Raw genomic sequence first — 11714 nt, forward strand, 5'->3', positions numbered from 1 at the left:
ATGAGGATGCGAATCATAGGCTAAACACACGCGGTGTGACAAGGGTGTGAAGCAAATTATTTTTCTACTGCGGCGACGCGAGCGGAACAGCGGTGATCAGGCCGAGCGGAATCGCGTCAGCCATCGCTGAATAGCCGTCGTCGTTCGGGTGAATGTGATCGCCGCTGTCGAAGCGGCGCTGCAGCCGTTCCGGGTGTGCGCGCTCGCGCAATGCCGCATCGAAGTCGATCACGCCGTCGAATGCCCGGCTCTTCCGAATCCAATCGTTCACTGCCAGACGCACGGCCTCACGCGGGCCGGGGAGCGACGCGGGGGTCAGCGTCGCGCCGTAGATGTGCACGCTGTTTCGATGTGCCTGTGCGATCAAGCGCTGGTAGCCATCGATCAAATCGCGCGCCGTCACCACCGTATGCGGGAAGTCGCAATCGAGCCCGGCGCGCGGCGGCATCGCCGCAAAGTTGATGTCGTTGATTCCAATGAGCACGATGACCGCGCGAACACCGGCTTGGCCCAACGCGTCGCGCTGGAACCGGCGCTCGAGCGCCTCGCCGTAGCACGGCGAATCGCTCAGCAACCGGTTGCCGCTGATGCCGAGATTGAGCACCGCCGTCTGTGCGGCGCCGGCCTCGCCCATCCGGCGCGCAAACGCGTCAGGCCAGCGGCGGTTGCGGTTCAGACTCGAGCGCAGCCCGTCGGTGATCGAATCGCCAATCGCGGCAATCGCGGCTCCGCCCGGCGAACGCACGTCCACTGCGGTGACCCACGTCGATTCGGTGAATTTGCGTGAGTAGGCACTCGATGTGTCGTCGTCCGCGTGGTCGCCTTCGGTCGACACATAGTTGACCTGGTTCGCGACGCGATGCCAAGCCGTGAGCGTCTGGCGCGGTCCCGCCACCAGGCTGATCGCGTACGGCTCGCCCGCCGTCAGGGCGACCGGGACCGGATCGCTGTCAATCTGTGCGCCCGGCTTGAGCGTCACGCCCGCTTTGCCGCCGAATGTCACATGCACGGCTGTCCCCGGGCGTGTCGCGGCGCCATCCGACGACCGAGCGAGGACGACGTCCGTCAAGGTCAACGGCGCCCGCGCGTAGGCGTTGCTGATGCGGATGCGGACACCGCGCCCGGATATCGTCGGGTAAACAATCTGCCGGATCGTGCGGCCCGCGACGTCGGGCGTACGGTACAGCGGTGGCGGATCGGTCAGATCGGGGATCGACTGGGGGGCGGTAGCCCATGCCGTCACCCAGTCCCCGGGCTGCGGCGGCGTAGCCGCCATGCAGATCGACGCGACGACCGCGGCGGCCGATGCGCCGAGCGCACGCAAAGTCAGACGAGCAAACATAGGAAGGCGAATCGGAACGTACGAAACAAGCGGCGATTGTGCCTCACGCGCGCGATCCCCGTAAGGGCGTTGGACTGCCACTCAATCAACCGGCCAGTACACCGAGGATGTCACACCGTTTCGACGAGCTGCCCCATCTCGCGTTCGCGTGAATTTATGAAACGCTTAATTTCAATACAATCCCGCCCGCGTATTTCGCCCGCTCTAATGACACGTCGTCTCCAGCGCCGGGCACGGCTTCCGTGGCCGGCTCGACTCGGCGTTTGGCCTCAAGTCGCTTTCGTCAGCTTTAATGATCGCTCCCTCACTGCCGATAACGCATTTCTTAGCGTTGGAGATCACAGTGAAAGCACTCACCTGCCTTCTTATCGTCGTCGCCCTGTCCGGATGCGCGCAGATGCAAGCCTTACGATCGAATGACGGCCGGCAAGCGGCAGCAGGCTCCGGCGCGCAGACATCGACGAAACTCGTCGACATCGCTATCCCGGCCGATGCCCTCGGCGCGCGCGATCCCCATTTGACCGAAGTGCTCGTGAAAGTGGGCGCGGTGGCGTCCAAGCAACCCCAGCCGACACGGATCGTCATCGCCGCACTGGCGCAGGACTTCCCCTATCTGAATCAATCGGTCAAGCGTGGGATCACGCCCGCACGCGCCGGTGCCGTCCAGATTGAAGACGTCACCGCGGGCAGTTGTCAGCCCTATAGCGTGCAGGTCCTGCCCACCGAATAGCCTCCGGAGACGAGCATGCGTTCCCGTTCCGCCCTCGCATTAATCGCCGCGTTCGGTCTGGTCTCCGCGCTGCCGGTTCATGCCGAATCGAATGCCCCGGCCGTGAAACCGTCTTCGGAAACCGCCGGCCCGAATCAGGTGGTCCCGCCCCTGCCATCGCTTGCTTCGCTGCCTGCCTCGTCCGCCGAACAATTGGAAGAGGCAGCGCCGGCCGGCAACGCGCGCCGACCCGGCAAGAAAACCCGGCATGTGGCGGGGCGCAAGGCCTTCGTTGAACCGAGCATCCGGGTGGTTGTCAGCGACGAGTCGCAAGCTTACTTGACCGAGGTCGATCGCAAACTTGACGACGCCCTGCGTAACACGCGCGACGGACGCACGGGAACCGATGCGGTCTCGCTCGCCTGGACACGATAGGGCCGCACGAAAACCGCCAACCGTTGGAGCTTCGGCCATGACCGTTCGCACTTCCCGGGGCGTTAGCCCAACCGCCGCCGGCCTGAGCGCCGCCTTACTCGCGCTCGTGTGCTTCCTGGCCGGTCCGCGCCCCGCTCTCGCCGACGAAGACTGTTTCGCCCGCGCCGGCGCCTACCAAGGGGTCAACCCGCTCATCCTGCGTGCGATCGCCTGGTACGAATCGAAGGGCGACCCCAACGCGGTGCACCGCAACGCGGACGGCAGCATCGACGTCGGCCAGGCGCAGATCAACTCGGTGCATTTTGCGGAATTACGCCGCAACGGCGTGCCGCCCGGCGCACTGAAGGACGCGTGCGTCAATACGTATGTGGCCGCCTGGATGCTCAAGCAGAAGATGATTCGCTACGGCAATACTTGGCACGCGATCGGCGCCTATCACTCCGAGACGCCTTCGCTGCGCGATCAATACGCGCGCAGCATCCACAGCGTGCTCGTCTCTTGGGGCGTGGACAAGTGACGCTCCAGTACGCTCGCCGCTGACAGCCGGGGCCTCAGCCCCGCTGCTGGGTGATGATCAGATAACCTGGATCGGCGTTCTCGCGCGCCGCCCGCTCGGCTTCCTCGTAGGAAAGGAAGTGCTCGGCTTCCTCCAGCGACGGCGTCAAGCCAACGTCGCCGTCCTCGCCTGGGCAAAGGTACTGCTCTCCGGTCTTTACGAAATAGACGGTCGTCATGGTCGCGATGCGGGACCCGTAAGGTCCGTTGGACTGTGGGAGTGGACGAAAGTGGATGTCTTCAGTCTAGCAGCCCGCGGCGATGCCGCCAGTCACCCTTATTAGTCTTCCCGCACCGCCCCGCCTGATCCATCCCTTTAAAATAATTTATTAACCGACCGGTCGGTTGGTTTATACTCGGCACAACGTACAACTCAGGACGAGATCGTTCCCATGTATACGCAATCCCTCGACATCCCGGGCAACGTCGCGGCGCTCGATGCCGGCACAGTCGCGCCCGAGCAGGACCGATTCGATGCGGTCATGGCAGCCGACGGCAAAATCGAGCCGCAAGACTGGATGCCCGACGCCTACCGCAAGACGCTCGTGCGGCAGATCTCGCAGCACGCGCATTCGGAAATCGTTGGCATGCTGCCTGAGGGCAACTGGATTTCCCGCGCACCGAGCCTCAAGCGCAAGGCGATCCTGCTCGCGAAGGTGCAAGACGAAGGCGGCCACGGGCTTTATCTATACAGCGCCGCCGAAACGCTCGGCGTCTCGCGCGACGAGCTGATCGATGCGCTGCACAGCGGTCGCGCCAAATATTCGAGCATCTTCAATTACCCAACGCCGACTTGGGCCGACGTCGGCGTGATCGGCTGGCTCGTCGACGGCGCCGCGATCATGAACCAGATCCCGCTGTGCCGCTGCACGTACGGCCCCTATGCGCGCGCAATGATCCGCATCTGCAAGGAAGAGTCGTTTCATCAGCGTCAAGGCTTCGACGCCTTGCTCGCGATGATGAAAGGCACCGTCGCGCAGCGCGAGCTGGTCCAGCAAGCGGTCGATCGCTGGGGGTGGCCGGTGCTGATGATGTTCGGCCCGAGCGATCAGGAGTCGGTCCACAGCAATCAATCGGCGAAGTGGGGCATCAAGCGCATCTCCAACGACGATCTGCGGCAAAAATTCGTCGATGCCACCGTCGAGCAAGCCAAAGTGCTCGGCGTCACGCTGCCCGATCCCGACCTCAAGTGGAACGAAGCGCGTGGCCATTACGACTACGGCACGATCGACTGGGAAGAATTCTGGCGCGTTGTCAATGGCGACGGCCCTTGCAACAAGGAGCGCCTGGCCACACGCGTGAAGGCGCACGAGGACGGCGGCTGGGTACGCGAAGCGGCCCTCGCCCACGCTGAAAAAGTGCGTGCGCGCGTGCGGCAGGAAGCAGCGTGATGGGCCACGTTCATTCGCGCTTTCACCCGCGAGTTCGTCAAGTCAACGTATCAGTCAGCATTGCCAAGCATTCAGGAGCGAGTTCATGAACAAGGAATGGCCGATTTGGGAAGTGTTCGTGCGCAGCAAGCAGGGCCTCGACCACAAGCATTGCGGCAGCTTGCACGCCGCCGATGCCTCGATGGCACTGCGCATGGCGCGCGACGTCTACACGCGGCGCCAGGAAGGCGTGAGCATTTGGGTGGTGCCCGCCGCGGCGATCACGGCTTCGGATCCCAACGAAAAGGCGGACCTGTTCGAGCCGGCCGGCGACAAGATCTACCGCCATCCGACGTTCTATACGCTGCCCGACGCAGTCAACCACATGTAACCGTGTCATGACGACTACGCCCGAACATCTCTCTTACGTGCTGCGTCTCGCGGACAATGCGCTGATCCTCGGCCAGCGCAACGCCGAGTGGTGCGGTCACGGCCCGGTGCTCGAAGAGGACATCGCGCTCGCGAACATGAGCCTCGATCTGATCGGTCAGGCGCGCCTGCTCTACTCGCACGCGGCCACGCTCGAACACGCGCTCAGCGGCACGAACAAGACCGAAGACGATTACGCCTACTTCCGCACCGAACGCGAGTTCGCCAACTACACGCTCGTCGAGCTGCCTCACGCCGGGCCGCTCGGCGGCACCGCGTGCAGCAATCGCGATTACGCGGTCACGACGGCACGCAATTACCTGTACACGGCGCTGATGGCGCATCTTTGGCGTGCGCTGGAAGGGTCGAAGGACGCGCAGCTCGCGGCCATTGCCTCGAAGTCGATCAAGGAAACGCGCTACCAGCTGCAGCACACGCGCGATTGGCTCGTGCGGCTGGGCGACGGCACCGACGAATCGCATCGGCGTATGCAAGCCGCGGTCGATTTTCTGATGCCCTACACACGCGAGTGGTTCACCGCCGATGCGATCGAAGATGCCGTTGCGGCATCGGGCACCGGCGTGCGCGCGGCCGATTTCGAATCGGCGTGGCGCGACGACGTCCAAGCTGCGCTGGACGAAGCCACGCTGACGCTGCCCGCCGCCGTTGCCCATGTGACGACGGGCAAGCATGGCGAGCATTCCGAGCACATGGGCTTCTTGCTCGCGGAAATGCAAAGCCTCGCTCGCCAGCATCCCGGCGCGACGTGGTGATCGTTCGGCGTGTCCGTCCTCGCGTGTTGTTTTTATCTCAGCCGGTTTGGTTTCAGCCGGTTCTGTCTTAGCCATTAGCCAGCCCCAGGTTCGCGACATGTCGAATCCCTTACCCTTCGCACTGACCGACGCCACGCACACGGCCGCGCACGACGACGGGCTCGCGCGCGCGTGGTCGGTGCTCGAATCCGTTCCCGATCCCGAGATTCCGGTGGTTTCGATTCGGGAGCTCGGGATCTTGCGCGCCGTCGAGCGATCGCCGGACGGCACACTCGAAGTCGTCATCACGCCGACTTACTCGGGATGTCCGGCGATGGCGCACATTGCGGAAGACGTCGCCCACACGCTGGAACGGGCAGGCTTGACGCCGCACCGGATCAAGACGGTCCTGGCACCCGCGTGGACAACCGACTGGATCACCGACGAAGCGCGCGAGAAGCTTCGCACGTATGGGATTGCACCGCCCAGCGGCCGTAGCGCGAGCCCGAGCGCGTCCGGCACCGGGGAGCAGGCGATCCGCTTTGTCCCGCGCGCTGCGAGCGCTGTCAGCCCCCCGGCCTGTCCGCACTGCGGCTCGGTGCACACCGAGCGCCTGTCCCAATTCGGCTCCACGGCCTGCAAGGCGCTTTATCGGTGCCTGGACTGCCGCGAACCCTTCGACTACTTCAAACCCTATTAATCATGGCGACCCCGCAATTTCATTCGCTGCGCATCCGCGAGGTGCGGCCCGAAACCGCCGATTCGGTTTCCGTTTCGTTCGAAGTCCCACCCGAACTGCGCGAACAGTACCGCTTCACGCAAGGGCAATTCGTCACGCTGAAGGCGCACGTCGACGGGGAGGAGACGCGGCGCTCCTATTCGATCTGCGTCGGCGTGACCGACTATGACCGCGACGGCGAACTGCGCATCGGCATCAAACGTGTCCGTGGCGGACGCTTCTCGAATTTCGCGTTCGACACCCTGCAGGCCGGCCACTCGATCGAAGTCATGACGCCCGACGGCCGCTTTTTCACGCACCTGAACGCCGACGAGGGCAAGCAGTACGTCGCCTTTGCCGGCGGCTCCGGCATCACGCCCGTCCTTGCGATTATCAAAACGACGCTCGACGTCGAGCCGCGCAGCACCTTCACGCTGATCTACGGCAATCGCAGCGTCGACGCGATCATGTTCGCCGAGGAATTGGAGGATCTGAAGAACCGGTACATGAACCGTTTCGTTCTGTACAACGTACTGTCCGACGACATGCAGGACGTGGATCTGTTCAACGGCGTGCTCGATCAATCGAAGTGCGCCGCGTTCCTCGAAGCGTTGGTGGTGCCGGAAGCGATCGACGAAGCGTTCATCTGCGGCCCCGGGCCGATGATGGATGCCGCGGAGGCGGCGCTCAAGGCCGCGGGCGTCGCCGAGTCCAAGGTTCACGTCGAACGTTTCGGTACGCCGCTGCCGCAAGCCGGCGCACCCGTCGTCGAGATCACCGAGCAAACGCCGGCGGCTGACCTCGAAATCATCATCGACGGCAATCGCCGCAAGATGCGCCTGCCCTATGAAGGCGCCAGCCTGCTGGATGTCGGCTTGCACGCGGGCCTCGCGCTGCCGTACGCTTGTAAGGGCGGCGTGTGCTGCACCTGCCGCGCGAAAGTGCTCGAGGGCGAAGTGAAGATGGATAAGAACTACACGCTCGAGCCGCATGAAATCCGCGACGGCTTCGTGTTGACGTGCCAATGCCACCCTGTCAGCGAGCGCGTGGTGGTGAGCTACGACGAACGGTGACCTGAGGCTCATCGCGTTTCGCTTACACTAGCGCCGCGGCGGCCGCACAGCGCGCGGCGCTCCCGCCAGGCGGACTCACCACCTGCGGGGCGCACCCGAGCGACGATGACGTCGGCTCCAACGATTGCCCGCGCGGCGGCCGGCCAACACGACGAAAACACTATGGCCCGTACCCGAGCACCCGATCACGAATCCCAGCGCGAGCAAATTTTGGAGCTCGCCGCCGCCGCTTTCGCGCAGACCAGCTATCCGAGCACGTCGATGGCGGACCTCGCCGCCGCCAGCGGCACGTCGAAAGCCCGCCTTTACCACTATTACGAAAGCAAGGAAGCGATCCTGTTCGACCTGCTCGATCGCTACACGAAGCGGCTCATGCTAATCATCGCGGAAGTGGAAGGCTCGAGCCAACGGCGCGCGCTGACCGAGCGCGAAGCATTCGCCGAACTCGTGCGCGCATTCCTCGCGGAGTATGAGACATCGCATAGCCGTCATGTGGCGCTGCTCAACGATGTGAAATACCTCGTCGACACCCAACGCGAGGTCATTCTCGATCGCCAGCGAGACATCGTCGCGGCCTTCGCGCGTCAACTGGCGCGCGCCTACCCCGACCGCGTATCGAAGGAGAACCAGACGGCCGTCACCATGATGGTGTTCGGGATGATCAATTGGACCTTCACCTGGCTCAAGCCGGGCGGCCGGCTCGGCTATCGCGAGTTCGCCGATCAGGTCATCGATGTCCTCGAGAACGGGCTGGCGGCCTGACGCCCAGGCAAGTGCGCGGACGACGCTGCATCGCAACATCTGTGTATTCGTCCTTTCGTCGGTCAAATTGACGCGATGCAGATCTGCAACAGACGTTTTTACACATACAAATCAGCCACTTAGGCAGGTTTTTAGCGGGAATAGAGGGCTCTCTCCATTTCGATTCGGGTTTTCCCTAGTAGGGATAATGCGGATCGGGTAAAATTCGCATTGCGTTGCAGCACGAACGCATGACGAAAAGGAGAACCCACGATGAATCCGTATCCCTCCACTCGCGCCAACGCATCGATCGAGCTTCACGAGCGTGCCTCGCAGGCGGCTCATCGTGCGTCCGTACTCGTGCGCGAACTGACCGCGGGCGACCGCGATCCGCTGCTTGCACACTTCCTCGCACTCGGGGATGAAGACCGCCTGCTTCGCTTCGGCCAAGCCGTGCCGAATCACGTCATCGAAAACTACGTGCGATCGATCGATTTCTCGCGCGACAAGGTGTTCGGCGTCTACGATCACGCGCTGGAACTTGTGGGTGTCGGCCACCTCGCCTACCTGCCCGCGGACGGCGACAACCGCACGGCCGAGTTCGGCGTGTCGGTGCTCGAGCGCTCGCGCGGCATGGGTGTCGGCTCGAAGCTGTTTGAACGTGCGGCGATGCACAGCCGCAATACGCGCGTGACAACGCTCTATATGTACTGTCTCTCGCGCAACACGACGATGATGCATATCGCCAAGAAGGCCGGCATGAAGATCGAGTATGCCTACGGCAGCGCCGATGCGTATCTGACGCTGCCGCCTGCCGATCAGGCGAGCATCCTGACCGAAATGCTGCAGGAGCAGGCCGCTGTCTTCGATTACGCAATCAAGCGCCACGCGCGCAATACGGCGCGCATCATCGAAGCGATGATGCCGGCCGAAGAGGCCGCCTGAGTCCGCCGTCGCACTTCCCCGCCGTCGCACTTCCCTTCTCCCCCTCGCGTGCCGCTCTCCCCTGTGCGGCACGCGCGACGAGGCGGCTCATGGCCGCCTCGTCTCTTTTCCAGGGTACGTTTTTTCGCGCTGCGCACCCCGCGCACACGCTCATAGGATCGGCAGCGCCGTCGTCTCCTTGAACGATTCGAGCGCGAAGCTCGTCTTCACGTCGATCACCGACGGATGGTGCAGCAGCTGGTCCTGCACGAAGCGCGAGAAATGCACCATGTCCTTGACCTGCACGCGTAGCAGATAGTCCATCTCTCCCGTCATCGCGTGGCACGCGACCACCTCGGGCCATGACTGCACCGCGGCGCGAAAGAGCTCGGCATGCGTGGTGCCTGCGTGGCCCGTGGCGCCGCCGCGCTTCTCCAGGCGCACGTTGACGTACGCCAGCAGCCCAAGGCCCAGCTTCTGCGGATCGAGCAGCGCCACGTAGCCGCGAATGACGCCGGCCTCCTCGAGCCGCCGGATGCGGCGCAGGCAGGGGCTTGGCGAAAGATTCACGCGCTCGGCGATGTCCTGGTTGGAGGCGCGCCCGTCCACCTGAAGAAACGCCAGGATGCGCCTGTCGACGGCATCGAGTTCGATATCGGCCATTTTTCTACTCTCCTCGACTCGTATGAGACACACAATTGCGCAATCGTAGTACCGAGCGGCAAATTTCGCAAATTTTTGCTGATACCTCCGCTATACACTTGCGTCTGTTAGCGGTGTGCAGCGACCGAAGACTGGAGACACCGCCCCCGCCGATCAAAACCAGGAGACAGGCATGCAGGTTCAAACGTGGGATAACCCCGTCGGCACCGACGGCTTCGAATTCATCGAGTACACCGCGCCGGATCCGAAGGCGCTCGGCAAGCTGTTCGAGCAAATGGGCTTCACGGCGATCGCGCGTCATCGGCACAAGGACGTCACCCTGTACCGTCAGGGCGAGATCAACTTCCTCGTCAATGCCGAACCCGATTCCTTCGCGCAGCGGTTCGCGCGCCTGCACGGCCCCTCGATCTGTGCGATCGCATTCCGCGTGCAAGACGCCGCGAAGGCTTACAAACACGCACTCGATCTGGGCGCGTGGGGCTTCGACAACAAGACGGGCCCGATGGAGCTGAACATTCCGGCCATCAAGGGTATCGGCGATTCGCTGATCTATTTCGTCGATCGCTGGCGCGGCAAGAATGGCGCACAGGCAGGCAGCGTGGGCGACATCGACATCTATGACGTCGACTTCGAACCGATTCCCGGTGCGGATCCGCATCCGGTGGGCAACGGCCTCACCTACATCGATCACCTGACGCATAACGTCCACCGCGGCCGCATGCAGGAATGGGCCGCGTTCTACGAACGTCTGTTCAACTTTCGCGAGATTCGCTACTTCGACATCGAAGGCAAGGTGACGGGCGTCAAATCGAAAGCCATGACGTCGCCGTGCGGCAAAATCCGCATCCCGATCAACGAGGAAGGCTCGGAGACGGCCGGCCAGATTCAGGAATATCTCGACGCGTATCGCGGCGAAGGCATTCAGCACATCGCGCTGGGCTCAGCCGACATCTATCGCACCGTCGACGGCTTGCGCCAATCGGGCATCAAGCTGCTCGATACGATCGACACCTACTACGAGCTCGTCAATCGCCGTATCCCCGGCCATACCGAACCCCTCGACGAACTCAAGAAGCGCAAGATTCTGATCGACGGCGAGAAAGACGATCTGCTGCTGCAAATCTTCACGGAGAACCAGATCGGGCCGATCTTCTTCGAGATCATCCAGCGCAAGGGCAACCAGGGATTCGGGGAAGGCAACTTCAAGGCGCTGTTCGAATCGATCGAACTCGACCAGATCCGGCGCGGCGTAGTGCAGGACAAAGCCTGAAGAGGGAGAGGGGTCGCGGCCTGCGGGCCGCGGCTGCGCCGCTTACATCAGCGTGAACGGTTCCACGCTCGTCTCGCCGTTCGCATCTCGTGCCGCCTCGATCGTCGACAGATGCTTGCGGCTCGCCTTGGCGATCTGCGTGTGCCGCGCCGGCGCGTCGCCCATCGATGCCGCCCAGCGCTCGGCGGGACCCGCGCCGATGCCCGCCTTGGCGATCGTCCGCGATACCGCCTGTTCGACAACGCCTGCATGCGCCTGGCGCATGGACAAGTTCATCGCGAAGAACGCCGCGGAAACCATCAAAAACGTTTGAATGTGTCGCTTTTCCATCTGTACTCCCTTTTTTACTTTAAGCGCGCTTGAAGGCGCTTCACGCTCCCCGATACGCCGGCGTGGCGCCGGGCCGCGTGCCCGCCTGACTGAACGGTCTGCCAATTAGACCAGCTTGATTTCCCCCGTTCCAGCCTTAAAACAACACGTTACGGCCGTTACAGACAGATACCGGGGCGGTGTTCGAGACAGGAAGCTGGCTTAGAGGCTCAATCAGATAAGCGATGGCACTATTTTTGACCGCTGCGGCGGGTTTCCACCAGTGCTACCATCGCCAAAAAACCGTCAATATGGCGGCCCCGGCCGAAGCATTCAAAAGATGCGCGAGGCTGAGACGTTTTGGTGATCCCAAACAGGGTTGAGGAGTCAATACAATGAATGCCCCGCTAGACGCAGGTCAGCG

Annotated in this window: 15 protein-coding genes; 11 read left to right on the plus strand and 4 right to left on the minus strand. The window is 63.0% G+C overall.

Translation table 11 applies throughout. The features are described 5' to 3' along the window. Window positions 1-64 precede the first annotated feature (64 nt). A complete protein-coding gene (locus tag ACTHL0_RS15470) occupies window positions 65-1342 on the minus strand; it encodes an SGNH/GDSL hydrolase family protein (protein ID WP_440567691.1) in 1278 nt (425 codons plus the stop codon). A gap of 343 nt (window positions 1343-1685) precedes the next feature. Between ACTHL0_RS15470 and ACTHL0_RS15475 the strand changes: the two genes are divergently transcribed. Genes ACTHL0_RS15475 through ACTHL0_RS15485 form a run of 3 tightly spaced genes read left to right on the plus strand, consistent with a single transcriptional unit; the run spans window position 1686 to window position 3003 of the window. Then, a complete protein-coding gene (locus tag ACTHL0_RS15475; RefSeq protein WP_440567692.1) occupies window positions 1686-2072 on the plus strand; it encodes a hypothetical protein in 387 nt (128 codons plus the stop codon). A gap of 15 nt (window positions 2073-2087) precedes the next feature. Then, window positions 2088-2486 carry a hypothetical protein gene (locus tag ACTHL0_RS15480; RefSeq protein ID WP_440567693.1) on the plus strand — a complete coding sequence of 133 codons (399 nt, stop codon included), beginning with the start codon at window positions 2088-2090 and terminating at the stop codon, window positions 2484-2486. A 37-nt stretch (window positions 2487-2523) separates the two neighbouring features. Then, on the plus strand, window positions 2524-3003 hold the full coding sequence (locus ACTHL0_RS15485) for a lytic transglycosylase domain-containing protein (RefSeq protein ID WP_440567694.1): 480 nt from the start codon (window positions 2524-2526) through the stop codon (window positions 3001-3003). A 34-nt stretch (window positions 3004-3037) separates the two neighbouring features. Here the strand turns inward: ACTHL0_RS15485 and ACTHL0_RS15490 are convergent, their stop codons facing one another. Continuing rightward, window positions 3038-3220 (minus strand): hypothetical protein, encoded by a 183-nt coding sequence (locus tag ACTHL0_RS15490; protein WP_440567695.1) that lies wholly within the window; start codon window positions 3218-3220, stop codon window positions 3038-3040. A gap of 213 nt (window positions 3221-3433) precedes the next feature. Between ACTHL0_RS15490 and paaA the strand changes: the two genes are divergently transcribed. From paaA to ACTHL0_RS15525, 7 genes are all read left to right on the plus strand, one after another. Further along, entirely contained in the window at window positions 3434-4432 is a 999-nt protein-coding gene (paaA, locus tag ACTHL0_RS15495) for a 1,2-phenylacetyl-CoA epoxidase subunit PaaA (protein WP_440567696.1), read from the plus strand. An 85-nt stretch (window positions 4433-4517) separates the two neighbouring features. Beyond that, complete coding sequence (gene paaB, locus ACTHL0_RS15500; protein ID WP_102649412.1) at window positions 4518-4802, plus strand: 1,2-phenylacetyl-CoA epoxidase subunit PaaB; 285 nt, start codon at window positions 4518-4520, stop codon at window positions 4800-4802. A 7-nt stretch (window positions 4803-4809) separates the two neighbouring features. Then, on the plus strand, window positions 4810-5613 hold the full coding sequence (gene paaC, locus ACTHL0_RS15505) for a 1,2-phenylacetyl-CoA epoxidase subunit PaaC (protein ID WP_440567697.1): 804 nt from the start codon (window positions 4810-4812) through the stop codon (window positions 5611-5613). 97 nt (window positions 5614-5710) lie between these two features. Further along, window positions 5711-6292 carry a 1,2-phenylacetyl-CoA epoxidase subunit PaaD gene (paaD, locus tag ACTHL0_RS15510; protein ID WP_440567698.1) on the plus strand — a complete coding sequence of 194 codons (582 nt, stop codon included), beginning with the start codon at window positions 5711-5713 and terminating at the stop codon, window positions 6290-6292. Window positions 6293-6294: 2 nt separating this feature from the next. After that, window positions 6295-7383, plus strand: coding sequence for a 1,2-phenylacetyl-CoA epoxidase subunit PaaE (gene paaE, locus ACTHL0_RS15515; protein ID WP_440567699.1), 1089 nt, complete (start codon window positions 6295-6297; stop codon window positions 7381-7383). 162 nt (window positions 7384-7545) lie between these two features. Next, entirely contained in the window at window positions 7546-8145 is a 600-nt protein-coding gene (locus ACTHL0_RS15520; RefSeq protein WP_440567700.1) for a TetR/AcrR family transcriptional regulator, read from the plus strand. A 252-nt stretch (window positions 8146-8397) separates the two neighbouring features. After that, window positions 8398-9069 carry a GNAT family N-acetyltransferase gene (locus ACTHL0_RS15525; protein WP_440567701.1) on the plus strand — a complete coding sequence of 224 codons (672 nt, stop codon included), beginning with the start codon at window positions 8398-8400 and terminating at the stop codon, window positions 9067-9069. A 150-nt stretch (window positions 9070-9219) separates the two neighbouring features. On the opposite strand, the gene ACTHL0_RS15530 is transcribed toward ACTHL0_RS15525, so the two are convergent. Further along, window positions 9220-9711 (minus strand): Lrp/AsnC family transcriptional regulator, encoded by a 492-nt coding sequence (locus ACTHL0_RS15530; protein ID WP_440567702.1) that lies wholly within the window; start codon window positions 9709-9711, stop codon window positions 9220-9222. A 172-nt stretch (window positions 9712-9883) separates the two neighbouring features. On the opposite strand from ACTHL0_RS15530, the gene hppD reads away from it, so the two are divergent. Beyond that, window positions 9884-10981 carry a 4-hydroxyphenylpyruvate dioxygenase gene (hppD, locus tag ACTHL0_RS15535; RefSeq protein ID WP_440567703.1) on the plus strand — a complete coding sequence of 366 codons (1098 nt, stop codon included), beginning with the start codon at window positions 9884-9886 and terminating at the stop codon, window positions 10979-10981. Between the two features lie 42 nt (window positions 10982-11023). Here hppD and ACTHL0_RS15540 read toward each other — a convergent pair whose 3' ends face one another. Next, a complete protein-coding gene (locus ACTHL0_RS15540) occupies window positions 11024-11311 on the minus strand; it encodes a hypothetical protein (protein ID WP_440567704.1) in 288 nt (95 codons plus the stop codon). Between the last annotated feature and the right edge of the window lie 403 nt (window positions 11312-11714).

It is taken from the genome of Trinickia sp. (assembly GCF_051961175.1).
Taxonomy (GTDB): Bacteria; Pseudomonadota; Gammaproteobacteria; order Burkholderiales; family Burkholderiaceae; genus Trinickia.

Bases quoted from the DNA above. Each gene is read 5' to 3' on its own strand.
- ACTHL0_RS15470 (WP_440567691.1), bottom strand. From the start codon at position 1,342: ATGTTTGCTCGTCTGACTTTGCGTGCGCTCGGCGCATCGGCCGCCGCG.
- ACTHL0_RS15480 (WP_440567693.1), top strand. From the start codon at position 2,088: ATGCGTTCCCGTTCCGCCCTCGCATTAATCGCCGCGTTCGGTCTGGTC.
- ACTHL0_RS15485 (WP_440567694.1), top strand. From the start codon at position 2,524: ATGACCGTTCGCACTTCCCGGGGCGTTAGCCCAACCGCCGCCGGCCTG.
- ACTHL0_RS15490 (WP_440567695.1), bottom strand. From the start codon at position 3,220: ATGACGACCGTCTATTTCGTAAAGACCGGAGAGCAGTACCTTTGCCCA.
- paaA (WP_440567696.1), top strand. From the start codon at position 3,434: ATGTATACGCAATCCCTCGACATCCCGGGCAACGTCGCGGCGCTCGAT.
- paaB (WP_102649412.1), top strand. From the start codon at position 4,518: ATGAACAAGGAATGGCCGATTTGGGAAGTGTTCGTGCGCAGCAAGCAG.
- paaC (WP_440567697.1), top strand. From the start codon at position 4,810: ATGACGACTACGCCCGAACATCTCTCTTACGTGCTGCGTCTCGCGGAC.
- paaD (WP_440567698.1), top strand. From the start codon at position 5,711: ATGTCGAATCCCTTACCCTTCGCACTGACCGACGCCACGCACACGGCC.
- paaE (WP_440567699.1), top strand. From the start codon at position 6,295: ATGGCGACCCCGCAATTTCATTCGCTGCGCATCCGCGAGGTGCGGCCC.
- ACTHL0_RS15520 (WP_440567700.1), top strand. From the start codon at position 7,546: ATGGCCCGTACCCGAGCACCCGATCACGAATCCCAGCGCGAGCAAATT.
- ACTHL0_RS15525 (WP_440567701.1), top strand. From the start codon at position 8,398: ATGAATCCGTATCCCTCCACTCGCGCCAACGCATCGATCGAGCTTCAC.
- ACTHL0_RS15530 (WP_440567702.1), bottom strand. From the start codon at position 9,711: ATGGCCGATATCGAACTCGATGCCGTCGACAGGCGCATCCTGGCGTTT.
- hppD (WP_440567703.1), top strand. From the start codon at position 9,884: ATGCAGGTTCAAACGTGGGATAACCCCGTCGGCACCGACGGCTTCGAA.
- ACTHL0_RS15540 (WP_440567704.1), bottom strand. From the start codon at position 11,311: ATGGAAAAGCGACACATTCAAACGTTTTTGATGGTTTCCGCGGCGTTC.